Source organism: Facklamia sp. HMSC062C11 (assembly GCF_001810675.1).
In the GTDB taxonomy this organism is placed as follows: Bacteria; Bacillota; Bacilli; order Lactobacillales; family Aerococcaceae; genus Facklamia; species Facklamia hominis.
Window position 1 is genome coordinate 72,948 of the sequence record NZ_KV802385.1, and the last position, 25,035, is coordinate 97,982.

At 40.3% G+C, this 25,035-nt stretch carries 22 protein-coding genes; 18 read left to right on the top strand and 4 right to left on the bottom strand.

Annotation, left to right across the window (positions count from 1 at the left end):
- The first annotated feature begins 155 nt into the window (after positions 1-155).
- The 14 genes from rimP to HMPREF2758_RS03015 all read left to right on the top strand — a co-directional run bounded on the left by rimP (position 156) and on the right by HMPREF2758_RS03015 (position 15,891).
- Positions 156-629 carry a ribosome maturation factor RimP gene (gene rimP / locus HMPREF2758_RS02950; RefSeq protein WP_016647830.1) on the top strand — a complete coding sequence of 158 codons (474 nt, stop codon included), beginning with the start codon at positions 156-158 and terminating at the stop codon, positions 627-629.
- A gap of 16 nt (positions 630-645) precedes the next feature.
- Positions 646-1,965: a transcription termination factor NusA gene (gene nusA, locus HMPREF2758_RS02955; RefSeq protein ID WP_016647829.1), complete on the top strand. Its 1,320-nt coding sequence runs from the start codon at positions 646-648 to the stop codon at positions 1,963-1,965.
- 18 nt (positions 1,966-1,983) lie between these two features.
- Positions 1,984-2,280 (top strand): RNase P modulator RnpM, encoded by a 297-nt coding sequence (gene rnpM, locus HMPREF2758_RS02960; RefSeq protein ID WP_006907677.1) that lies wholly within the window; start codon positions 1,984-1,986, stop codon positions 2,278-2,280.
- Between the two features lie 3 nt (positions 2,281-2,283).
- Entirely contained in the window at positions 2,284-2,607 is a 324-nt protein-coding gene (locus HMPREF2758_RS02965) for a L7Ae/L30e/S12e/Gadd45 family ribosomal protein (protein WP_016647827.1), read from the top strand.
- Between the two features lie 21 nt (positions 2,608-2,628).
- The gene (infB, locus tag HMPREF2758_RS02970; RefSeq protein ID WP_016647826.1) at positions 2,629-4,887 is read left to right on the top strand and encodes a translation initiation factor IF-2; all 2,259 of its coding nucleotides are present in this window, start codon (positions 2,629-2,631) and stop codon (positions 4,885-4,887) included.
- A gap of 16 nt (positions 4,888-4,903) precedes the next feature.
- A complete protein-coding gene (rbfA, locus tag HMPREF2758_RS02975; protein WP_006907674.1) occupies positions 4,904-5,266 on the top strand; it encodes a 30S ribosome-binding factor RbfA in 363 nt (120 codons plus the stop codon).
- Between the two features lie 23 nt (positions 5,267-5,289).
- On the top strand, positions 5,290-6,213 hold the full coding sequence (gene truB, locus HMPREF2758_RS02980; protein ID WP_016647825.1) for a tRNA pseudouridine(55) synthase TruB: 924 nt from the start codon (positions 5,290-5,292) through the stop codon (positions 6,211-6,213).
- 2 nt (positions 6,214-6,215) lie between these two features.
- On the top strand, positions 6,216-7,157 hold the full coding sequence (gene ribF, locus HMPREF2758_RS02985; protein WP_016647824.1) for a riboflavin biosynthesis protein RibF: 942 nt from the start codon (positions 6,216-6,218) through the stop codon (positions 7,155-7,157).
- Positions 7,158-7,302: 145 nt separating this feature from the next.
- Complete coding sequence (hrcA, locus tag HMPREF2758_RS02990) at positions 7,303-8,322, top strand: heat-inducible transcriptional repressor HrcA (protein WP_006907671.1); 1,020 nt, start codon at positions 7,303-7,305, stop codon at positions 8,320-8,322.
- Positions 8,323-8,335: 13 nt separating this feature from the next.
- Entirely contained in the window at positions 8,336-8,965 is a 630-nt protein-coding gene (grpE, locus tag HMPREF2758_RS02995) for a nucleotide exchange factor GrpE (RefSeq protein ID WP_006907670.1), read from the top strand.
- A gap of 85 nt (positions 8,966-9,050) precedes the next feature.
- Complete coding sequence (gene dnaK / locus HMPREF2758_RS03000) at positions 9,051-10,889, top strand: molecular chaperone DnaK (RefSeq protein WP_006907669.1); 1,839 nt, start codon at positions 9,051-9,053, stop codon at positions 10,887-10,889.
- Positions 10,890-10,971: 82 nt separating this feature from the next.
- The gene (gene dnaJ, locus HMPREF2758_RS03005) at positions 10,972-12,120 is read left to right on the top strand and encodes a molecular chaperone DnaJ (RefSeq protein ID WP_016647823.1); all 1,149 of its coding nucleotides are present in this window, start codon (positions 10,972-10,974) and stop codon (positions 12,118-12,120) included.
- Positions 12,121-12,339: 219 nt separating this feature from the next.
- On the top strand, positions 12,340-14,163 hold the full coding sequence (gene lepA / locus HMPREF2758_RS03010) for a translation elongation factor 4 (RefSeq protein WP_070609094.1): 1,824 nt from the start codon (positions 12,340-12,342) through the stop codon (positions 14,161-14,163).
- A gap of 216 nt (positions 14,164-14,379) precedes the next feature.
- Entirely contained in the window at positions 14,380-15,891 is a 1,512-nt protein-coding gene (locus HMPREF2758_RS03015; protein ID WP_246823220.1) for a helix-turn-helix domain-containing protein, read from the top strand.
- Between the two features lie 180 nt (positions 15,892-16,071).
- Here the strand turns inward: HMPREF2758_RS03015 and HMPREF2758_RS03020 are convergent, their stop codons facing one another.
- Positions 16,072-16,962 (bottom strand): fructose bisphosphate aldolase, encoded by an 891-nt coding sequence (locus tag HMPREF2758_RS03020; RefSeq protein WP_070609095.1) that lies wholly within the window; start codon positions 16,960-16,962, stop codon positions 16,072-16,074.
- A gap of 58 nt (positions 16,963-17,020) precedes the next feature.
- Entirely contained in the window at positions 17,021-17,593 is a 573-nt protein-coding gene (locus tag HMPREF2758_RS03025; protein WP_070609096.1) for a 5-formyltetrahydrofolate cyclo-ligase, read from the bottom strand.
- A 187-nt stretch (positions 17,594-17,780) separates the two neighbouring features.
- Here HMPREF2758_RS03025 and HMPREF2758_RS03030 point away from each other — a divergent pair, with 187 nt between their 5' ends.
- A complete protein-coding gene (locus tag HMPREF2758_RS03030; RefSeq protein WP_070609097.1) occupies positions 17,781-18,458 on the top strand; it encodes a uracil-DNA glycosylase in 678 nt (225 codons plus the stop codon).
- A 55-nt stretch (positions 18,459-18,513) separates the two neighbouring features.
- Here HMPREF2758_RS03030 and HMPREF2758_RS03035 read toward each other — a convergent pair whose 3' ends face one another.
- Complete coding sequence (locus HMPREF2758_RS03035; RefSeq protein ID WP_070609098.1) at positions 18,514-19,434, bottom strand: LysR family transcriptional regulator; 921 nt, start codon at positions 19,432-19,434, stop codon at positions 18,514-18,516.
- A gap of 182 nt (positions 19,435-19,616) precedes the next feature.
- Between HMPREF2758_RS03035 and HMPREF2758_RS03040 the strand changes: the two genes are divergently transcribed.
- Together HMPREF2758_RS03040 and apgM are read left to right on the top strand one after the other, a co-directional pair.
- The gene (locus HMPREF2758_RS03040; protein ID WP_070609099.1) at positions 19,617-21,062 is read left to right on the top strand and encodes an SLC13 family permease; all 1,446 of its coding nucleotides are present in this window, start codon (positions 19,617-19,619) and stop codon (positions 21,060-21,062) included.
- 12 nt (positions 21,063-21,074) lie between these two features.
- Positions 21,075-22,313 carry a 2,3-bisphosphoglycerate-independent phosphoglycerate mutase gene (apgM, locus tag HMPREF2758_RS03045; protein ID WP_070609100.1) on the top strand — a complete coding sequence of 413 codons (1,239 nt, stop codon included), beginning with the start codon at positions 21,075-21,077 and terminating at the stop codon, positions 22,311-22,313.
- Positions 22,314-22,384: 71 nt separating this feature from the next.
- Here apgM and HMPREF2758_RS03050 read toward each other — a convergent pair whose 3' ends face one another.
- Positions 22,385-23,044: a CPBP family intramembrane glutamic endopeptidase gene (locus tag HMPREF2758_RS03050; RefSeq protein WP_070609101.1), complete on the bottom strand. Its 660-nt coding sequence runs from the start codon at positions 23,042-23,044 to the stop codon at positions 22,385-22,387.
- 89 nt (positions 23,045-23,133) lie between these two features.
- Here HMPREF2758_RS03050 and HMPREF2758_RS03055 point away from each other — a divergent pair, with 89 nt between their 5' ends.
- Positions 23,134-25,029 (top strand): ABC-F family ATP-binding cassette domain-containing protein, encoded by a 1,896-nt coding sequence (locus HMPREF2758_RS03055; RefSeq protein WP_070609102.1) that lies wholly within the window; start codon positions 23,134-23,136, stop codon positions 25,027-25,029.
- Positions 25,030-25,035 lie beyond the last annotated feature (6 nt).

Below are 25,035 nucleotides of genomic sequence, written 5' to 3' on the forward strand. Positions count from 1 at the left end.
TGTTAATATGGGTGTGTTATAATGGTCATATCAAATGTCTAGGAGGAGTGAGCGGGAACGCTCGCTCTTTTCATTTAATTGTTGTTGCTAGGAAAGCTTGGGTTTCTTTTTAATGAAAAGGAGGCCCATAGAATTAAGACCTAGGAGAGGTGAATATGAGCGCCATTGTTGAAAAAGTCCAACCCCTCATTGTTCCGATTATTGAGGAAATGAATTGTGAGTTAGTGGATATCGAATATGTTAAAGAAGGAAAGAATTGGTATCTTCGTTTGTATGTGGACCAACCCTCTGGTATGGACTTAGATACTTGCGCAGCCATTTCTGAACGAGTGTCTGAATGCCTCGATCAGATTGAACCAGATCCTTTTCCTGCCGCCTATTTTTTAGAAGTCTCTTCACCTGGAGCGGAAAGACCACTGAAGACAGCTGAACAGATTGCCGCAGCAGTCGGCGAGTATGTTCATTTTGATTATTATACGCCTCAATATGGATCGAAATCTCATGAAGGCGAATTGCTCGCGGTTGAAGCGGAAAGTTATCTATTAAAAGTTCAGGATAAAACGGTGACTAAACAACTAACCATCGATAAAGCCAGTGTGGCAAAAGCCCGTTTGGCAATCAAGTTTTAGAATTGGAGGAAATAGTGTGAGTAAAGAACTTGTTGCTGCCATGCAACTGTTGGAAGAAGAAAAAGGAATTAAGCCAGAGGTTATCAAAGAGGCATTGGAGTCTGCATTAGTTTTGGCCTATAAGAAAAACTATGACCAAGCGCAAAATGTTGAAGTAGAATTTAACGATAAAACAGGGGATATCAAAGTTTATTCTGTAAAAGAAGTGGTTGAAACAAACTATGACTCGACTCAAGAGGTTTCTTTAGAAGAGGCTTTAAAGATTAACCGAGCTTATGAAATCGGGGATAAAATAAAATTTGAAGTGACACCTAAGGATTTTGGTCGAATTGCCACTCAGACGGCTAAACATGTCGTTTTGCAACGAATCCGCGAGGCAGAAAGAGATATCATCTATAATGAATATATTGATTATCAAGATGAGATTTTAACAGGGACTGTTGAGCGAAAAGATAGTCGCAATGTCTATGTATCTTTGAATCGAGTGGAAGCAATGATGCCCTTATCGGAGCAAATTCCTAATGAAGATTTAGCGATTGACCAACGCGTTAAGGTCTATGTTTCCAAGGTGGATAAGACCTCTAAGGGACCTCAAATTATCGTTTCACGAGCTCATCCTGATTTTTTGCGTCGTTTATTTGAGCAGGAAGTGCCGGAGATATACGATGGAATTGTTGAAGTGATGTCGATTGCGCGCGAAGCGGGAGATCGGTCGAAAGTGGCTGTATTTTCACGAGATGCCAATATCGATCCAATTGGAACCTGTGTAGGTCCAAGAGGGGCACGGGTGCAGGCCATTGTTAATGAATTAAATGGCGAGAATATGGACATTGTTCAATATAGTGAAGATCCTGAAACCTTTATAAAAAATGCCATGAATCCAGCAGAAGTCTTAAATGTTCATTTTATGGAAGAAGAAGAACGGACTTGTATTGTGGTGGTACCGGATTATCAACTTTCTTTAGCGATTGGTAAGAAGGGTCAAAATGCTCGACTTGCAGCGCGGTTAACAGGATATAAGATTGATATTAAATCACAAGATTCTTATCAAGCTTATCTAGAAGAAGAAGCAGAACGTCAAGCTCAAGCCCTTGAAGAAGCTGAAGAACAAGTAGCCATCGATGATCAATTAGCTGCTAATGTGGAAGATGAAATGCTTGAGATTAATGAAGAACAGGAAGCCCTTGAGGATCTTCGTCAGACTCAAGAAGAAGCAGAGGCAATCTATGATCCAGAAGATGTTGAAGCCCAAATTGCTGAATTAGAAGAAGACCATGAGTCGGATTATCAAGACTTATTAGATGATGCTGATACAGTTAGCGATGTGGATGCTTAGATCATAAGGAGGGGAATTATGACCCAAAATAAAAAAAGAAAGATACCCATGCGTAAATGTGTGGTTTCAGGCCAATCCTATCCTAAAAAGGAATTAATTCGAATAGTCCGTACGCCGGAAGGAAAGATTGAATTGGATCCTTCTGGACGTATGAATGGTCGCGGAGCTTATATTGCATTGGAGCCGGAATTAGCCAAAGAAGCTAAGGCAAAGAAGGTTTTCAATCGTGTCTTTAAAACAGAAATTGATGATCAATTCTATGACAAACTCTTTGACTATATTGACCATCAAAAAGCCCGAAAAGAATTGTTATAAGTTATGATAACTAAACAGAAAGCATTAAATATGTTAGGGCTTGCCCAACGCGCTTCCTTTTTGGTGAGCGGTGATGAGCAAGTCGAAAAATCAATCAAAGCAGGAAAAGTTCAACTGATTGTCCTAGCCCATGACTTAAGTCAAAATACACAAGATCGCTATGAACGCTTTGCTAAGCAATATCATATTGAGCTTGATCAAAGTTTTAGTCGAGAAGAAATCTCGCAAGCTTTAGGGAAATCACGTGCCATCTGTGGTTTATTAAATCAAGGAATGGCAGAAAAGTTTTTATCTTATACGATAGGAGAAGACGATCAAATGAAATAATTGAATCAGGAAGGTGATTAAATGTCAGGTATTCGAATTTACGAATTAGCTAAACAAGTCAACATGAAGTCAAAAGAAGTACTAAAGGTCGCTCAAAGCCATGGAATGGATTTTAATAGTCATATGTCCTCAATTTCTGAGGAGGAGCAAGCTCAGCTTATTAAATGGTTGAAAGGGGGAAATCAGTCTGCTAAGGATCAAAAGAAAGCAGTATCCGCTGAAGACCAGTCATCCTCTAAAACAAAAGAGTCTCCTAAGAATAAGAAAGAATCGAAGTCACATTCATCCAGTGTAAATCATTCAAAAGATAAGGAACACGTGACGACGAAAGAAAAGAATCCTAAAAAAGAGCAGCGACTAAAGGGACACCAACAGTCAAAAGAACGTCAGTCAGATGAAGAAGATACGCTATCACGGTCCAAAAGAAGAGGTGGACGTCGGGATCGTCGACGTCAGGGTAGAAATAATTCGACGAATAATAAACCACAAAGTAAGGGAATTACAGCTAGAAAGCATAAGGATTTGCCGGAAGAATTCCATTATACGGAAGGAATTAATATTCAAGATATTGCTAAAGCCTTTCACCGTGATGCCACGGAAATAATTAAAAAATTATTGATGCAAGGCGTGATGGCCAATCAAAATCAGGCCCTTTCTACAGAAGTTATTGAATTAATCTGCCTTGAATATGGGGTAGAACCGATCGAAAAGGTCCAAGTGGACGAATCTGACCTTGATGTTTATTTCGAGAATGCTGACAAGCCAGAAAAAGCAATCACCCGTCCTGCGGTTGTTACCATTATGGGACACGTAGACCATGGTAAGACAAGTCTGCTAGATGCTTTGCGTCACTCGAGAGTCACTGAAGGTGAAGCTGGTGGAATTACCCAGCACATTGGTGCCTATCAAATTGAAGTCGATGGCAAACCAGTTACATTCTTAGACACACCAGGGCACGCAGCCTTTACAACAATGCGGGCGCGTGGAGCCAATGTAACGGATATTGTTGTCATTGTTGTTGCAGCAGATGATGGTGTTATGCCTCAAACGGTCGAAGCGATCAATCATGCTAAGGCGGCCGATGTTCCGATCATTGTTGCGATTAATAAAATCGATAAACCTGAAGCCAACCCTGATCGCGTGATGAACGAATTGACCGAATACGGTATTGTATCAGAAGCTTGGGGTGGCGATACGATCTTTGTAAATATTTCTGCTAAATTCAAACAAAACTTGGATGAATTATTAGAGATGATTATCTTAGTGGCAGAAATGCAAGAACTGAAGGCTGATCCAGATCGCTTGGCCTTAGGATCTGTTATTGAAGCTCGCTTAGATAAGGCGACAGGAGCGACTGTGACGCTTTTAGTACAACATGGTAGCCTGCATGTTGGCGATCCAATTGTTGTTGGAAACACTTATGGTCGGGTACGGACCATGGTTAACGATCAAGGTCGTCGTATTCGTCAAGCAGGCCCATCAACTCCAGTAGAAATTACCGGATTAAACGATGCTCCGTTAGCCGGTGATAAGTTTGTTGTCTTCGAAGACGAAAAAACTGCTCGTCATATCGGTGAGGAAAGAGCTCAAAAAGCGCAAGAACGTAGTCGTGATTTGAAGAAGAAAGTAACCTTGGATAATTTATTTGAGACGTTACAAGAGGAAGAGTTACGTTCTGTTAATGTTCTTATTAAAGCGGATGTTCAAGGTTCGGTAGAAGCTTTAGCTGCTTCCTTACTTAAGATTGATGTCGAGGGAGTTAAGGTGAATATTGTTCACCAAGCAGTTGGAGCAATCAATGAATCGGATGTGACCTTAGCTAATGCTTCTTCGGCGATTGTGATCGGCTTCAATGTTCGACCTACGCCACAAGCAAGAAGTCAAGCAGAGGTAGATCAAGTAGACATTCGTTTACATAACGTTATTTATAACGTGATTGATGAGATTGAAACAGCTATGAAAGGAACCTTAGATCCTGAATACGTGGAAGAGATTACTGGTCAAGTTATTGTCCGCGAAACTTATACTGTTTCTAAATTAGGAACGATTGCCGGTTCATATGTCCTCGAAGGTTTTATTGAAAGAAGCTCTAAGGTACGTGTCATTCGTGATAATATTGTGATTTATGATGGAGAAATCGCAAGCTTAAAACGATTTAAGGATGATGCCCGTGAAGTAAACAAGGGCTTAGAGTGCGGTATTATGATCGAGGGATATAACGATCTGAAGGTGGACGATATTTTAGAACCTTACCGCATGGTTGAAGTGGAAAGAAAATAAGTCAGGAGGTGGCAGGATGTCGAACCATCGCTTAGGAAGAGTACGTCAAGAAATTTTAAAAGAAGTCAATGATATCTTGTATTTTACAGTGAAGGATCCGCGGGTTGAAGGAGTAACGATCACTGATGTCGATTTGACGGGCGATTTACAGCACGCGACCATTTATTATTCGACGCTGTCGGACTTAGCTAGTCAACGGAAGAAGACCCAAGAGGGCTTAGAGGCAGTAACCGGAAAAGTGCGGTCAGAACTCGGAAAACGACTTCGCCTTTATAAGGCACCTGAGATCGTTTTTGAACGGGATCGATCAGTTGATTATGGAAACCATATTGATCAATTAATCGATCAAATTAAAGCCAAAGAAGACTCAGTGGACTAAAGATAGAATCATGGAGGAAAGCAATGTATAACGGATTGATCGCCATTTGGAAAGAAAGCGGCATGACCTCCCATGACGTGGTGTTTCAACTGAGGAAGATTTTTGCGATGAAGAAAATTGGACATACAGGTACCCTAGACCCCGATGTAGAAGGGGTCTTGTTGGTTTGCCTAGGCCAAGGGACCAAGCTGGTTGATTATTTAATGGATGGGAGAAAGTTGTATCAAGGGGAAGTAACACTTGGAATTGCAACTGACACGCAAGATGCAAGTGGGCAAGTCATTGATCAAAAACCGATTCAAGTTGCGATTGGAGATTCGCTGATTGATCGTGTTTTATCTGGATTTAATGGTTGGATCGATCAAGAAGCCCCCCTTTATTCCGCGGTTAAGGTCAATGGTAAAAAACTCTATGAATATGCTCGAGCTGGAATCGAGGTAGATCCTCCAATACGATCGGTTTGGGTGGATTATTTTAAACGAACAGGACCTAGTATTTATAATCCAAATCAACGTACTCAATGCTTTAACTTTGAAGTATCCTGTGGCAAGGGGACCTATGTACGAACCTTAGCAGTTGATGCTGGTAAGAAGTTAGCTTATCCGGCTCATATGTCTAAACTTGAACGATTGGCGACAGGTGGTTTTAATAAGGATCAATCATGGTCCTTAGACCAATTAAGAATTTTAAAGGAAGAAGGACGGTTGGATCAAGCTGTCATTCCATTGGAAGTAGCGGTTGCTAACTTGCCTCGCTATGACTTAAGCTCTGAACAAGCCCAAAAAGTTCAAAATGGTGTCCTATTAGAGAAGGATTATTTTGATATTCTACCTGATCCTTATTTAGCTTTATTTGAGGAGGATCGCTTGCTGGCCATTTATCAAGTTCATCCCAAAAAAACAGATTATTTGAAACCTTATAAGATGTTTCCTAAGGAAGAAGGTTAATTATGAAGACAGTCATTTTGAATCATCCTTATGCGAAAGATGACTTGATTGATACGGAGATTGTCCTTGCTTTGGGTTTTTTTGACGGTGTTCATCTTGGCCATCAAAAGGTGATTGAGCGTGCTCTTCAGATAGGAAAAGCTAAAGGCTATTCAGTCGCCGTTTTGACCTTCAATCATACTCCGAAACTTATTTTTGAAAAAATTCATCCTCATGAGTTTGATTATTTAACAGATTTGCGTCATAAAATGACACGCTTTGAAGCTCTGGGGGTAGATATCGTTTATGTGGCTGACTTTACTTGGGATTTAGCGCATTTAAGCCCGGAAGAATTTGTGGAACAATATATTGTAGCTTTGGGCGCCAAAGAGGTTGTTGCAGGTTTTGATTATACGTATGGACCTCGAGAAATTGCTAATATGAGCACCTTACCGATTCATAGTCAAAATCGTTTTATGGTTCATGATGTCAGCCCGATTTTGATTGAGGGTCAGAAGATAGCTTCATCGACGATTCGTCAATTATTGTTACAATCGAAAATTCAAGAAGCAAACCAAGCATTAGGGTATATTTACCAAACATCGGGTCAAGTGATTAACGGTGAAAAGCGCGGAAGAACACTAGGGTTTCCAACAGCTAATATTGCCAGCGATTATAATCAAGTCATTCCAGGTATTGGCGTTTATGTCGTTGAATTAAAGCTTAAAGATCAATGGTATCCTGCGATGGCCTCAATTGGATATAATGTTACCTTCAAAGCCTTGGAAGAGCCTTCTATTGAAGTAAATATTTTTGATTTTGACCGAATGATTTATGGCGAACACGTGGAGATCCGTTGGCACTCTTTTCTACGTCCTGAGCTAAAATTTGATTCCGCTCAGGGACTGATTGATCAGTTGAATCAAGATCGTGTCAATAGTTTAGCATATTTTAAACAACTATAAATAGTATTCTAACAAGGCGTTAGCACTCTTTTGCAAAGAGTGCTAATTTTTTTAGAAAAAAGCTTGACAAAGTATGGATTAGAGGTTAAACTAAAGACAGTTAGCACTCAGATATTAAAAGTGCTAATTAAGTGAGGTGATGGAAATGTTAACGCCGAGACAACATGAGATCCTTGATCTGATTGTTCGTCTTTATGCGAGTTTAGAATCGCCAGTCGGTTCCAAGACCTTGTTGAAAAAGAGCTTATTAGAAGTATCACCAGCAACGATTCGGAATGAGATGGTGGTTTTAGAAAAGAACGGGTATATAGTGAAGGCACATACGTCTTCTGGGCGGATCCCTTCCTATGAAGGTTATCGTTATTATGTAGACCGTTTGATCCATCATGAAAACCGAAGCCTCGCTGACCAATATCAAAGCGACCGCCAAGCCGTCAAAGAAATATTTGACAATCGTAGTCAGGATTCTTTTAAAATGGCAAAGATGGTTGCAGATCTCTTAGTCTCTTTGACTAATTATCCGACATTAATCTTTGAACAGAGTAATGAGGAGCACTTAATTGATAATTTTAAGCTAGTTCACCTGTCTGACCATCAAGTAATGTTGGTCTTACTAACAAATTTGGGCTATGTCGAAAGTCGTATTTATACGATGCAGTTCGATCTTAACCCACAGGTGATGAACGAGCTTATTCAGCTCTTGAATGACGAATTAATAGGCGTTTCTTTAGAAGATGCTTATCAACGGCTCAAGTTAACCATTCCTATGCTAATGCAGAGACGATTTGGCATTGCCTATGATTTTTCGGATCTGGTTGAAAGAGCTATCCATCAAGTGAAGGGCCAACGCTATCAAGTTTTGGCTAAGAATAACCTATTTGACTTGATTGGCGCTCAAGAAGATGTCTCTCATTTTAAAGATTTGTTCAATTTAATAGACGGGTCGAAAGAAATCTTTGAATTGTTAGAACAAAGAGATTTAGGTATTGATGTTTTGTTTGGTCAGGATTTCCTGCCAGTTGGCAATGAACACCTTGCGTTGGTCACTGGGACTGTTAAGCAGGATAACCAAAAAATGACCATCGGTATACTAGGACCTTCCACCATGCGATTTACTCGTATTATCGCATTGATGGAGCAAGTGCTAATCGAATTTAATCATTAAAGGAGGTCATTTAGTGACAGAGAATCAAATGAATCATGATGAAGAGATCACCCTGAATGAAAATCAGGAAGTCAGTCATCCGGAAGCATCCAATCATTCAACAGATGAGGATGTGTTAACAGAAGCTGAAGTCGAAATTATTCCAGAGGATGATAAGACAGAAGATTCCGCAGAAGAAATCCAATCGGAGGCCGTTGATATTCAAGCTTATGAAGATAAAATTGATCAATTAGAGGATCATAATCTCAGACTACAAGCGGAAATTGCTAATATGCAGCGATCGAATAGTCGTGAACGAAGTGAAGCAGCTAAGTATCGGTCGCAATCCTTAGCCAAAAAGTTATTGGATGCGATTGATAATTTAGAAAGGGCCTTAGCGGTTAAAGCGGATAATGAAGAAGCCTTAGCGATTCATAAAGGAGTTGAGATGGTTTACCAACAAATCTTAGCAGCCTTTAAGGAAGAAAAAATTGAGGTCATCGATCCATTAAATGAACCTTTTGACCCGAATTTCCATCAGGCCGTAACCACTCAACCGGTTCAAGAAGGGCAGCAAGCAGATCATGTCGTGCAAGTGTTACAAAAAGGCTATATATTAGACGATCGGATCATTCGTCCAGCGATGGTGATCGTTTCCGCATAATGAGTGATCAATAATCATAAAATTAGTAAATTCAATATTAATAAAATTCTAGGTAAACGAAATTTAAATAAAGGAGAAATGCATTATGGCTAAAATTATAGGTATTGACTTAGGTACAACAAACTCAGCAGTTGCCGTACTTGAAGGTGGCGAAGCAAAAATTATTCCAAACCCAGAAGGAAACCGTACTACGCCTTCAGTGGTTGCTTTCAAAAATGGTGAGATTCAAGTCGGTGAAGTCGCAAAACGTCAAGCAGTAACCAACCCTCATACCGTTGCTTCTGTAAAACGTCATATGGGTGAAGCAGGCTTCAAGGTTGAAGCAGCAGGAAAAGAATATACAGCTCAAGAAATCTCAGCAATGATCTTACAACATTTAAAATCTTATGCTGAAGAATATTTAGGAGATAAGGTAGACAAAGCAGTTATTACGGTTCCAGCTTATTTTAATGATGCTCAACGTCAAGCAACGAAAGATGCTGGTAAAATTGCTGGTCTCGAAGTTGAACGGATTGTTAATGAGCCAACGGCTGCAGCTTTAGCTTATGGACTTGATAAAACAGATAAAGAAGAAAAAGTTCTTGTCTTTGACTTAGGGGGCGGAACCTTCGACGTATCCATTCTTGAATTAGGTGATGGAGTCTTTGATGTTCTGGCCACAGCTGGTGATAATAAACTAGGTGGGGATGACTTTGACCAAAAAATTATTGATTTCTTAGTTGAAGAATTTAAGAAAGAGCATTCAATCGACTTATCTAAAGATAAGATGGCCTTACAACGGTTAAAAGATGCTGCTGAAAAAGCTAAGAAAGACCTTTCAGGAGTTACTTCAACTCAAATTTCCTTACCATTTATTACGGCAACGGATGAAGGACCTCTTCACTTGGAATCAACCTTATCTCGGGCAAAATTCGATGAATTAACTCATGATTTGGTAGATCGAACTAAGAATCCAGTTCGTCAAGCTTTGAAAGATGCAGGTTTAGATCGTTCTGAAATCGATGAAGTAATCTTAGTGGGTGGTTCTACACGGATTCCTGCTGTTCAAGAAGCCGTTAAACGTGAAACCGGAAAAGATCCTAACAAATCGGTTAACCCAGACGAAGTTGTAGCTATGGGGGCAGCGATTCAAGGGGGAGTTATTTCGGGCGATGTGAAGGATATTGTCCTCTTAGACGTAACACCACTATCATTAGGAATTGAAACAATGGGTGGCGTCTTCACTAAGTTAATCGATCGTAATACAACGATCCCAACTTCTAAGTCTCAAGTCTTCTCTACAGCAGCAGATAACCAACCGGCAGTAGATGTTCATGTCTTACAAGGTGAACGTGAAATGGCGGCTGATAACAAGACACTTGGACGTTTCCAATTAACAGATATTCCAGCTGCACCAAGAGGCGTTCCACAAATTGAAGTGACCTTTGATATTGATAAGAATGGTATCGTGAATGTATCTGCTAAGGACCTAGGTACTAATAAAGAACAATCGATTACTATCAAATCTTCTTCAGGTCTATCCGATGAAGAAATTGATCGCATGGTGAAAGATGCTGAAGCGAATGCTGAATCAGATAAGAAACGTCGTGAGGAAGCAGATCTACGTAATGAAGTGGATCAATTAGTCTTCACTACCAATAAGACCTTGGATGAATTAAAGGGCAATGATAATATTTCTGAAGATGAAATTAAGAAGGCTGAAGATGCTCGTGATGAATTGAAGGCAGCGATTGAAGCCAATGATCTTGATCAAATGAAGGAAAAACGTGATGCTTTAATGGAAGTTGTTCAAAACTTATCCGTTAAACTTTACGAACAAGCAGCTAAACAAGCTCAAAGTCAAGAAGCAAGTCAAGCAAATGACGGTCAATCTGCATCGGATGATAATGTGGTTGATGCAGACTTTGAAGAAGTAGACGAATAATCTAAAAGACATTACTTGGGGGCTGGGAGTTCTTCCCAGCCTTCCATTTTAACGAGTTTGTAATAAGGGAGAGGAGTAGACGATGGCAGAAAAACGAGATTATTATGATATCCTGGGGGTATCGCGCGATGCCTCGGATGCCGAGATAAAAAAAGCTTATCGTAAATTATCAAAAAAATACCATCCCGATATTAATAAGGAAGCTGACGCTGAAGAAAAATTTAAAGAAGTGTCGGAAGCTTATGAAGTATTAAGTGACGCACAAAAGCGAGCTGCTTATGACCAATATGGTCACGCCTCGACGGATCCTAATTTTGGACAAGGCTTTGGTGGTTTTGGTGGCTTCTCAGGAGCCTCTGATTTTGGCTTCGATGATATTCTTAATTCCTTCTTTGGCGGCGCTGCTGGTGGTCAAGCTTATCGTTCAGCTAATGCCCCACAGAAGGGGAGAGATTTACAATATCGGATTAAATTGACGTTTGAAGAAGCGATATTTGGTAAGGAAACAACGATTAAATATAATCGCAATGAAGAATGTCATAGCTGTCATGGCAATGGTGCTAAGCCCGGTACTAAACCAGTCACTTGTCATAAGTGTCATGGATCCGGGACTATTCAAGTTGAACGCTCAACGCCATTTGGTCGTGTGATGACTCAAACTACCTGTGATGTCTGTCATGGTAGCGGAAAAGAAATTAAAGAAAAATGCCCAACCTGTCATGGTTCAGGGATTGAATCACAAAGCCATTCGGTTAAGGTAACAATTCCAGCAGGAGTTGAAGATGGAAATCAAATGCGCTTAGCTAATCAAGGAGAAGCTGGACGAAACGGTGGACCTTATGGTGACCTCTATGTTGTCTTCCAGGTACAATCTTCTAAGACCTTTAAACGGCGAGGTTCTCAGATTTACTATCAATTACCGATTAGTTTCTCTCAAGCTGCATTAGGGGATGAAATTGAGATACCGACGGTTCATGGTAAGGTGAAATTCAAGATTCCGGCTGGTACACAAACGGGAACAAGCTTCCGTTTAAGAGGTAAGGGAGCTCCGGATATTAATACCGGACGAACCGGTGATCAAGAGGTACAGGTAGAAGTCGTGACACCAAAGAAACTAACCGATAAGCAAAAAGAATTGTTGAAGGCTTTCGCCAAAGAGTCTGGTGAATCTGTTAAACAAGACGATGGAAGTTTCTTTGATAAGATGCGAGATATGTTTAATAATGATTAATATTATAAAGCAGACTAGCACGAGGTGTGGGTCTGCTTTTTATTGATTATTAGCTGAGGCGATTGAGCGCTCTATTTTTCGTTAAGAACGAGTCTTTATTTCAGGAGTTTAGCCCGTCCTTATTTTACAAATAAATAATAACTAGAACTATCTATCCTTATAGATTTTTGATAAGATTAAGGGTGATGATTGATAATGCAGTGAAGGAAGTGACTGAATTTGGATATAAATGAACTAAAAAAACGTCAAGAGCGGATTCGAAATTTCTCAATTGTAGCTCATATTGACCACGGTAAATCGACGCTAGCAGATCGTATTTTGCAACAGACCCATACCGTTGCTGAGCGTGATATGAAAGCACAACTATTGGATTCCATGGATTTAGAACGGGAACGTGGCATTACTATCAAGCTTAATGCTGTCGAAGTGAATTATGATGCTAAGGATGGTCAACGATACATATTTCACTTGATTGATACGCCAGGGCACGTCGACTTCGCCTATGAAGTATCAAGGTCTTTAGCAGCTTGCGAAGGGGCCTTGTTAGTGGTGGATGCGGCGCAAGGTATCGAAGCACAGACACTCGCCAATGTGTATTTAGCCTTGGATAATGACTTAGAGATCTTACCTGTTATTAATAAAATTGACTTACCTTCAGCTAATCCTGATCACGTAAAACAAGAAATTGAAGATGTTATTGGCTTAGATGCTTCACAAGCAGCACTTTGTTCAGCAAAAACTGGAATTGGAATTGATACGATTCTGGAACAAATCGTTGAAAAAGTACCTGCTCCCTCAGGAGATTTAGAAGCTCCTTTACAGGCTTTAATTTTTGATTCGGCCTATGATGCTTATCGAGGAGTCGTCTTAAATGTTCGAATCGTTAATGGAATGGTTAGACCAGGGGATAAGATTCGCTTAATGAGTAATCAAAAAGAGTTTGAAGTCATTGAAGTAGGTGTCTTTTCACCCAATGCCATCAAGCGTGATTTCCTGATGGTAGGAGATGTGGGTTATATTACTGCCGGGATTAAGACAATCCAAGATACCCGTGTTGGTGATACGATTACTTCTGCCAATCGACCTGCTAAGGAACCTCTGCCTGGTTATCGTAAGCTTAATCCGATGGTTTTTGCGGGACTGTATCCAGTTGATTCTGCCGATTATAATGATTTACGAGAAGCCCTTGAAAAATTACAATTGAATGACGCTTCCTTGCATTTTGAACCAGAAACTTCTCAGGCGCTAGGCTTTGGCTTTAGAACTGGCTTCTTAGGTCTTCTTCACATGGATGTGGTGCAAGAGCGGTTAGAACGTGAATTTAATTTGAACTTGATTATTACGGCGCCATCCGTTATCTACCGAGTGGTTAAGACGGATGGTGAAGAAGTGATTGTGGATAATCCGTCAGAGATGCCTGATCCAACTGAGATCGATCATATCCTAGAACCCTATATCAAGGCATCAATTATGGTTCCCAATGATTATGTAGGGCCGGTGATGGAATTAGCTCAACGTAAACGCGGCAAGTTCATTACCATGGAATATCTGGATGATACTCGGGTGAATGTTATCTATGAACTACCAATGGCTGAGATTGTCTATGATTTCTTTGACAAGCTTAAGTCTATGACAAAAGGTTATGCTTCCTTGGATTATGAATTAATTGGCTATCAAACGTCTAACTTGGTTAAGTTGGAAGTGCTGCTCAATGGTGATGTGATTGACGCTTTCTCCTTAATTATTCATAAAGACTTCGCCTATCCAAGAGGGCGTGCCTTAGTCGAGAAATTAAAAGAAATCATTCCGCGTCAGATGTTTGAAGTGCCAGTTCAAGCAGCCATCGGGAATAAAATTATTGCCCGGTCAACCATTAAGGCTTATCGTAAGGATGTAACGGCCAAGCTTTATGGAGGAGATGTTTCTCGCCGGAAAAAATTGCTTGAGAAACAGAAAGAGGGTAAGAAGCGGATGAAGGCCGTTGGAAATGTGGAAATTCCTCAGGAAGCCTTTATGGCCGTCCTACAAATGGATGACGAATAAAATAGTTGTTGTAACTGACTTGGTTTGGCTAGTAATGCCAGCCAAGTTTTTTAATTTAAAGAGAATTAGAAATCAAATATATTATTTAAAATAATTACTAGCATTAAATAAAATTATGAAAAAGATTGACTTTTCATTTCAAATAGGAGATGATAAAATATGACCGAATTATTTTTATCCCCTTTATATAAATAGTTACTAGAGAGGTGGTGTCTTATGAGGTATCGGCTACTGTCTCAAAAGGCACAACGACAATTACATATTATTAAGATCTTCTATGATCCAGAGGTCAAAGCGGTTCCAACAAGGCAACTGGCGAAAATGATTGGGTGTTCATTTAGCATTTTATTAAAGGATCTTGAAGAAATTGAAACATTATATGGTCAAGAACTAAGCTTGAAAAGAGAAGATGGGCAAGTCCAAATTGATATTCATACGGATTTTACCTATGGGCATTTCTTTCGATGCTATGCACACGCAAGCTCTGAATTTATGCTTTTAGACGCTTTATTTAAGCGTCAAATTGATACCATGGAAGAAGCGGCTGAGATATTTTATATGTCAAGGACGAGTCTCACTCGAGCTATTCAACGAATTAATAAATTTTTTACCGACTTAAAGATACCTGCTCGGGTCACTAAGTCTCCATTAAAGCTTGATATGTCAGAAACGGTATATCGAGTCTATTATCCATTATTTTTAGATATTTATTATAGAGCGGATGAATGGCTTTGTAAGGATGTTAGCTATCAAGAAGTATTGGATTTTTTCCAGAAGGTTAGCGTTCATTCAAATTTTATTGAATTCTATATGAAGAATCCTTTTATTTATTTGAGGTTGGCAATCAATATGCAACGAACTTTTGAAGGAAAGATGGTCCCTGAAGGAGAATGGCCAGTTAGTGATAGCAAGTTGGAACATATTTTGAAAAGTATTCCGGAGGATAAACGACAAATAACGATCGGAGGCCGATCCTACACGATTGATAAGTCGCTATTGTATCAGTTAACCGCTGGAATTGCGGATGACCATATCATTCTCTATCCCCAATGTCTACAACAAGCTTATTTTCCTCAGATCGCTTATTTTAATCGTTTAAAAGACCTTTATCAGCAGCTTAAGAATCTTTCGATTAATTATCAATTGATAAGTATTACGGATGAGCAGCTTCGGTTGATTACGATTATTATTTATAATTATTGTTTTATGAATCGCATTGTTCGTGAATATTTCTCTGATATTAATGTGTTTTCAATTGCTGATTATCGGAAAATGATCATGGATTTAAATGATGATTTCGTGAGTGATCTAGAAGCGTGTATTTATAAATTTATTGAGCCTTTTAAGATTCAAGGCGCAAGCTATGGGCAACTATGTTTTACGGTTTTGACTGTTTGGACTAATTTGATTAACGATTTGAAAGCTGGAAAGCCAAGATATAAGGCCTTGATCTCTACAGAAAATTATTATTTTGACCATGCCTATGCGGACTATTTAAACGGGCAATTTTGTAGTTCTATTAAATTTTACTATACTGACCAACCATGGAATTGGGTGGATGCTCAAAAGTTCGATTATGATCTTTATTTGATTTCACATAAGATTCCATGTGACCATAAGGAAAGTAGCTTAATTATCACGAATTTATCGACTAAACAGGTTGTGGATTGGATCAAGTCGAAAGTCCATTTATTAGATGAGCAGAATAAAGTGGAGAACTTAGGATAGGGGACTCATAAATAACTAGGGATGTTTGAATGAATAATAGACATTGAAACTTTAAATAACATTGATTAAATGATGATTTTAAAAGAAGCAAGCTCATAAGAACTTGCTTCTTTTTTGAATGAATAGATTTCGTTTATACATCGTAAAAAACTGCGACTCAGTCGCAGTTTTCTTAATGAATTATTTATTGGCAGAAGCATCATAGATGCCGTCGATGGCATGGGAGAGGCTCTCATTGAAAGCTTCTTCACTCTGATCGGCTCTCAGATCTTGGGCCAATGCTCTAGAGAAGGAAGCGATCACGCCTGGGGTTTGTTTTAGTTTTTGGTTGGCTTCATCCGTTGAATAACCGCCAGATAGAGCAACCACTCGAACCATTTGAGGATGATTAATAATTTCTTGGTAGATATCTGCTTGAGTTGGGATGGTGATCTTTAGCATGACATATTGGTCTTTATCTAATTGATTAAGACCTGCTAAAATTTCTTCGGCAAGCTTAGCTTCAATTTTTTCTTTATCTTCCGCGTGAATATTAACCTCTGGTTCGAGAATAGGGATTAAGCCTTTAGCGATAATTTGTTTGCCCACTTGGAATTGTTGGTCAACGATAGCCTTGATGCCAGCTTCATTATAAGCTAGGATATTTGACCGCATCTTGGTTCCGAAGATATGACGTTCCTTAGCACGGTCTAACAGATCATCAAGTTGGGTTAGTTCTTTCATCAATTGAACGCCATTAGCTTCAGGGGCTAAGCCTTGGTCTACCTTCACAAAAGGCACAACGCCTTTTTCTTCCCAGAGGTAATCAGCAGTATATTTACCATCGATTTGACGATCCATTGTCTGTTCGAAGAGAATTGCACCGATCACTTTATTTTGTTTAAAGGCAGGGGCTTTAATGATGCGTGTACGCATTTGGTGAACGAGATCAAACATCTCATCCTCATTAGCATACTGGTCTTCATTGATACCATAGGCTTTGAGGGCTTTGGGGGTTGAGCCACCGGATTGGTCCAAGGCAGCAATAAAGCCTTTAGCATTCTTCATTTGTTCAAATTGTTCTTGGTTCATAGTCATTCTCCTTTGTTATACTAGTCTAATGATAGCGTTTTAGAAGTACTTTTGCAAGTTAATCCTTGTTTCTTAAATCAACCGTTCCTTCTTCAGTAATCACGACATCAACGGTTTGGTCATGATCTTCAGTAGGAATTTCCTCCGACTGTAATTTGGCAAAATAGGGAAGGATTACAGGGACATTTTTGGCTCTTAGCAGAAAGCGGTCATAGAAGCCACCTCCGTAGCCGATCCGCTGTCCTTGATTATTGCATGAAACACAGGGCATAATAATTAAATCAAGGTCTTTTGGATCAATGATGGGAGAATCAGCTAGGGGCTCAAGAATGCCAAATTTAGAAAGCTGATAAGTGGAGTCCGGAGTTATCACATGAGCTTCCATCTGCCGTTTGGGATAGACACGGGGAACGGTCATTGTTTTACCTAATTTCCATCCTTCCTCAATGATGGGGCGAGTATCCATCTCTTCTTCAGTTGAGGTATAAATGAGGACGGATTGGGCTGCTTTAAAAAGGGGCAAGTCAAAGACTTGTTGGTAGATTTTGTTCTGGGCTTCCTGCCGATAGTCTTGACTTAGTTGCTGGCGTTTCTTAAAAATAAGCTGTCTGAGTTCATTTTTACTAATCATTTAGTTGCCTCCTTTTGGATACTTTTATTATATCAGTTTGTTTAAAAAATTAAATCGTTATAGGCATCTTTAAGGAGTTTACTGAGACTTAAAGTACAAATGCGAACAGACCTTTTGTATATGACTTGTTGCTTTACATAATATTCGATACACTATGAAGGATAAAAGAGTGATCAGGAGGAAGCATATGTATCAGCTAGCTAATTTTTCGGCGGTGGCGAGTGATTGGGCAAAAGCCATTGAAGCTTATTATGATCTCAAACAATTAGACCATATTGAAAATCAGTTATTAGAACTCGGCAAACAACAAAAAATCTACCCACCCAGTCATCAGGTTTATCAAGCCCTTACCTTGACGCCTTTTTCTCAAGTGAGAGTGGTTATTATTGGTCAAGACCCTTATCACGGACCAGATCAAGCGAATGGCTTAGCCTTTTCGGTGAACCCAGGTCAAAAGCTACCACCATCCTTACGCAATATTTTTCAAGAGTTAGCTCAGGATCTAGGCCATCCGCTTCGTCAATCAGGGGATTTAAGTGACTGGGCCAAGCAGGGGGTCCTATTATTGAATCGAACGTTGACGGTTGCTAAGGGACAGGCAAATTCTCATCAGGGATTGGGTTGGAAGGCATTGACCCGGGCAATCGTGCAAAGCCTCAACCAAGCAGATCCAGGAATTGTCTTTCTATTATGGGGAAAACCAGCCCAAGCATTGATTTCAGATATTGATCAGACTAAACATCGGATCATCACATCTTCACACCCCTCACCTTTATCAGCTTATCGGTCTTTCTTTGGCTCGCGACCTTTTAGTCGTGTCAACCATTATCTCATTCAGCAAGGCAAAAAACCGATTCAATGGTGATTCATCAAAAATGAAGAGAGAGTCTCATTAGGGATCTAGGGGACTCTCTCTTTATTTATGGTTCATGAATGGGATTTGCTAGGATCCGAGGATGATTTTCTTTTAGAAAATGGATCAGGTGAGCCTGGTAGGGAGCTAGTTTTTGTGGAAAGAGGCAAATAACTTCTCGGTATAATTGTACATCTTCAATCTCTAGCGTATGGATGCTATCCTGAAATTGATTTTTCTCTAAGGCAAGCTGTGATACGATCGCGACTCCTAATCCATAACTAACGGCCGATAGAATGGTATTCTGATGGTTGATAGCTTGCATTTTTTCGACTTTGAAATCAGGGTCGACACTTTTAATTTGTTTGGCGATGTGATGGTATAGCGCACTGTCACGCCCTTTGACGATAAAAGTTTCATTTTTTAGGTCACCAAGACGGACCTTGGTCTGAGCCTTGAATCGATGATTTTTAGGAACTGCCAACATAAAGTAATCCCTACCTAAAAGGTAAGAATCAAAGAGTTGGCGGTCATAGGGGATGTAGCCAGAGACGATAGCTAAGTCGATCTTGCCTTGATTGAGCTGGTCGACCGTTTCTTGCGAGTGATTTATCTGGATATGGATGGTTTGATCGGGGTAAATTTGTTGGTATTGATGAATTAAAGGAGCCAAGAGGTGTTCACCGTAAAGGCTGGTTGAACCAATCGTTAGAGCCTTGTGGTGAGGATTACTTTCTTGACTGATCGCATTCATGCCTTGATGGTAGAGGCCCATCATCTTTTGAGCGTAGTCGTAAAAGATCTTTCCTTCATTAGATAATTGAGTTCCTTTGGCGGTTCGTTCAAAGAGTGGAGCTCCAATCTGTTCTTCTAATTTTTTAATTTTTTTGGATACCGAGGATTGACTGGTATAGTTTTGTTCAGCAACCTCTGAAAAGCTCTCATACTCAGCAAGCATTAGGAAGAGTTTGATCCATTCAAAATCCACACGGAACACTCCTTTCAAAAATATCAGGGACCGTTTTCTTATCTAGAATACCATGTAAAGCTATGAAAACCCATTCTACTTTGGAATGTTGCTATTCTAAAGATCAATTGTAGTCTAAATTGATAAGGATTACACTAGGGTTAGATATCGATATTAAATACTAACTATTTAAGGAGTTTGCTATGAATGAGATGACAAAAGAAAAGAAACAGTCTCTTAGTTGGCTAATCGTGGCATTACTTTGCGGGGCCGTTCTTTATTTCTTTCCCGGATTTCCGGGAATGTCGGTCGAAGGGCAAAAGAGTTTAGCGATTTTTGTTTTTGCCTTAATACTATGGATTGGTAAACCGATTCCGATTTACTTAACATCGATTGGAGTAGTCTTGCTACTTCCTATGGTTGGGGCGGTTGAAAGTCAGAAGGTTGCCTTTGGGACTTTAGGATACGATATTATATGGTTGATGGTTGCAGCCATGGTATTGTCTTCAGCAATTAGTGAGACCAATCTAGGTAAGCGGATCGCCTTGAGTCTGGTGACCCGATTCGGCTCGACACCACGTCGTACATTAGCCGTTTTAATTGCCGTTAATTTTATTTTAGCCTTTTTTGTACCTTCAACGACGGCTCGGGCATCACTCTTAGTTCCGATTGTATTAGTTTTACTGGAAGTTTACAAGGCAATCCCTGGTGAATCGCAATTTGGTCGTTTAGCTTGTTTACAAGGGGTTCAAACGAATGCCTTTGCAACATCGATGGTAATGACCGCTACTTCCGCTCAAGTTATTGCAATTGGCTTCATTAAAGAATTCACGGGGCATGAGATCGGCTACATGACTTGGTTATTATCTTCCTTGCCTCAGGCAATCTTAGCAGCAGTCTTAATGTTCTTTATTGGTTTAAGAGTGTATTCTTTCAAGGAAGAATTAACCACTGACCAATCTAATCAAGAAGTTCAATCGATTTTAACAGGACAATTACGAGATCTAGGTCCGCTATCTTCCGCTGAGAAAAGGGCGGCAGGAATCTTCCTTCTAACATTATTCTTGTGGGCAACGGGGGATTATCAAGAGCAATTTTTAGGCTTCGAGATTTCGACTGAGCAGACGGCGGTATTGGCCATGTTCCTATGCTTGATGCCTAAGATAGGAGTTCTAACCTGGAAACAAGCTAAGATTAAATGGGACTTGATGGTATTTTCTGCGGGAGCCTATGCAGCTGGGAATGCATTGAACGATTCTGGAGGTGCCACTTGGTTGATTGAACATCTAGTAGCCGCCTTAAAACTAAACCAGTTAAATCCATCATTAGTGGCGATTCTATTAATTTTTGTGACGGTCTTTAGTCACTTAATTTTCACGAGTAAGACCGTTCGAACAACGATTCTTATTCCAGCCATTATTAGTTTAGCTCAAAATTTAGGGATGGATCCTGTTCAATTAGCCTTAGCTTGTTCGTTTGGGATTGCTGCAACGATTTGCTTGCCACCGCATTCTAAGGTGAATACTCTTTACTTTTCAACCGGCTATTTCTCTGTTTTAGATGAATTGAAATTCGGTCTAATAGGGTGTACGGTAGTGTCCCTTTGTATTTGTTTGGTTTACTTCTTCTGGTTACCAATTATCTTGTAGAGGAGGGACTTTATGAAACAACGAAAAATCATCATTGCGATTGCGGATGGGGTTGGAGATCGGCCGATTAAAGCCCTTGAAGGTTTGACACCTCTTCAACTGGCCAAAGCACCACACTTGGATAGGATCGCTCGTGAAGGAGTGACGGGTGTGATGGATCCTCTCTTTCCGGGGATTCCTGTAGGTACCGATATGGGGCATCTGATTCTTTTTGGGAATGATCCTAAGCTTTATCCAGGAAGAGGGCCGATTGAAGCTGCTGGTGTAGGTCTAGCCCTTCAGGCGGGGGATATTGCTTTTCGATGTAATTTTGCTTACCGAGATGCGGAGGGTATTATCGTCGATCGTCGTGCAGGACGTATTCGTCAAGGAACTCAAGCGATCGCTCAGGAATTGGAAGGTTTAATGGTGGAAGATGTGCAGGTTCATTTTAGTCCAGCAACAGAACACCGCGCGGTCTTAGTTTTAAGTGGTCCAGGACTTTCCCCAGCTGTAAGTGATACAGATCCTAAAGCCCCTAATGATGGGGTCGCATATAAGCCTGCTCAGGCTTTAGAGGATAGTCCATCTGCACGTAAGACAGCTCGTATCCTGAATCAGGTATTAGAAATTGCTTATGAACGATTTTCTAGTCACCCCGTCAATCTTGACCGACAAGCAGCCGGTCTTTATCCCGCCAATTTTATCATTACTAGGGGCGCGGGCATGATGACGGATTTCCAACCCTTGTGTCAGGAGTTTGGTTATCAAGCAGCCGTTGTGGCACGTGAAGACACTGTATTGGGAATGGGACGTTTGAGTGCTATGACTATCATAACAGATGATCGGCTTACTGGTAATGTCGATACTGATCCAGAACTTAAGGCAGACTTGGCATTAGATGCTTTAAAAACACATGATTTAGTTTATGCACATATCAAAGCTCCGGATGTGATGGGGCACGATAATCAACCCTTGGGCAAGATCCAGGCGATTGAAGTCTTTGATCGGATGGTAGGGCGTATTTTAGACGGCCTTGATGATCAAACTTATATTGCCTTAGTAGCTGACCATTCTACCCCTTGTGAAAAGGGTGAACACAGCGGAGAACCTGTCCCAATTGCTGTTTGGGGGCCTAGTATACGTCAAGATACAGTGAGTCATTATGATGAGATAGACTGTAGTCGAGGTGGTTTAGGTCGCTTGACAGGTCGTGAATTCTTATTCAGTTTACTTGATTTAGCTAATTGGGTAAAAAAGCAGGGCAACTAAATAAATCCTCCTAAATAAAAGCCAAGCACTGACTGTGATTAAATCGAGTGAGTGCTTGGCTTTTTTGAGTTTTAAGGCAGGAAGGAAAGTAGCAGAGCTGCAATGAGATTATTTAAGCCATGAAAGGCCATCGAAGCGATGACATTTTCCTGATAATGTCGGTAAAAATAAACGATGATGACGGCCATCGGTAAATAAATCACAAAGTCTGCCCAGTGCATCATATGAGCTAATGTAAATAAAATGATTGAGACAAAGGTCATGATATTGATCCATTTTTTGGATTGAAAACTTCCAATCAAAGCTTGGCGAAAGACCAATTCCTCCACAAAAGGTGCAAATAGGACAGTCATGAAGAAAGTCATTATATAGGGGGTTGATTGGGCAATTTGATTGATAATCTCTTGATTTTGTCCCAATAGATTAGGATCTACGAAAAGACCTATAATCTGCATAGAGATAATTCGAATAACCAACATGGCAAAATAGAGTTTTAAGAATTGCTTGGGGAATAATTGACGGAAGTTTTGTGCCTTCAAGTCTAACCATTGTTTTTTTAATTCATCTTTGTAGAGTAGGTATGCAATGATCATGGTTAATAGCTGACATAAGACAAGCAAGTAGAGGGGCCGTTGCCCTTGATTCATCCAAGCAAGCCGACTTAGGGCTACTGGAATGCCCATATTGAGTAATAAGTAGCTAATAATTAAAGTTAAAGCTTGTTTTTTCATGAGAACCTCCCAATAAATTGAATTATTTAGTATATAATAGAGTATAGTTTAAGCATTAAATGAATACAAATATAAGGTAAGGAGTTTTTATGAAAGAATTAAAAATAGAAAAGCTCTCTAAATCTTATGGCATTAAAACCCTCATCGATCAGGTTGACTTTGCCATTCGAACCGGGGACCGGATTGGCTTGATTGGGCCTAATGGAACGGGTAAATCTACTTTTTTAAAGGTGATTGCGGGTATTGAAAGCTATGATGCAGGAGAGATTAGTAAGCCCAACCAATACACGATCGCTTATTTAGGGCAAAAGAATCACTTGAATCCAGACTTAACGATCCGCGAAACAGTCTATCAATCTAAAGATCCTTTGATTCAATTATTGTTAGATTATCAGTCGGCTCAAGTCGCTTTGGAAAAAGATCCGCAAAACCCGAAGTTACAAGATCGATTAACTCATTTGGGTGAAGCGATGACCCATCAAGGCGCCTGGGAAATTGAAGTCAAGGCTAAGACCATCTTGTCACAACTTCAAATTACGGACCTTGACCAAAAACTAGGCCAATGTTCAGGGGGGCAACAAAAGCGAGTGGCCTTAGCACAAGTCTTGATGACCCAAGCTGACCTATTGATTCTAGATGAACCAACCAACCATTTAGATATTGATTCAATTCTTTGGCTAGAAAAATTCTTAGCCAATTATCCTGGCGCCCTATTGATCGTAACTCATGACCGTTATTTTTTGGAACGATCGGTTAATAAGATTGTGGAACTGAGTAACGGACGAATCCGAGAATACGAGGGGAATTATGAGGCTTATCTAACCCAGAAGAGTGAGCAGGACGCCATCGAAGCACGTACGGCGCATAAGCGGCAACGATTTTATGAACGAGAATTGGCTTGGATGCGTCAAGGTGCTCAAGCGCGTTCAACCAAGCAACAAGCACGGGTTGATCGTTTTCATGAATTAAAGGACCAATTAGCTCAAAAACAGACGCCCCAAGCAGATTTAACCATGGATTTTGGTCAGCAGCGGATGGGTAACCAGGTTTTGGAATTGGATGGGGTGGATTTAAAGGTAGCGGATCATCAAATTATTAAGGATTTTACCAAGACTTTTGTCAAGGGAGATCGTTTGGGGATCGTGGGCGCTAATGGGGTTGGGAAGTCAAGCTTCTTAAACTTATTGGCGGGTTATCTCACTCCTGATGCGGGAGAATATCGTATCGGTCAGACGGTTTCCATCGCCTATTATCGTCAGTTGGACCAGGACTTACCTCATGATATGCGGGTTTTGGCCTATCTAACTCAATTGGCAGATCAATTCAAACGACCTGATGGTTCCAAAGTTTCGGCTTCGCTTTTGTTAGAGCAGTTTAACTTTGCCAAGGAGAGTCATGGCTTATTGATTGGCCAACTTTCAGGAGGAGAGCGTCGTCGGCTCTATTTATTGACCCTACTGGTTCAAGAGCCTAATGTTTTGCTGCTGGATGAGCCCACCAATGACTTAGATATTCAAACTCTATCCAGTTTGGAAGAATATTTGGAAAGTTTCCAAGGTTTGGTCATTATCGTCTCCCATGACCGTTATTTCTTGGATAAGACGGTTGACCAGATCCTAGAATTACAAGGTCAAGGTCAAAGCCAATTCTTCTGGGGAAATTATTCTGACTTTTTGGCCAAAAAATCAAGCAATTCATCCAATGGCAATACCTCAAGTAAAGCGGTGATTGAGAAGGACTTGCCGGAGCCTCAAGCTACCAGTAAGAAACAACGAATGACCTATCACGAGAAGAAAGAGTGGCAAGCTCTGCCTCAAGCCATCGAAAAGTGTGAACAAAAAATTGAAGAAGTCGAAGGCTTGATGCAGGAGGCTGGCAGTGATGCAGACCGACTCATGGATCTACAGACAGAATTAGAGGAGACGGAAGCTCAATTATTGGAATATTATGAACGTTATGACTATCTCAGCGACTTGGAACAATAAAAGGAG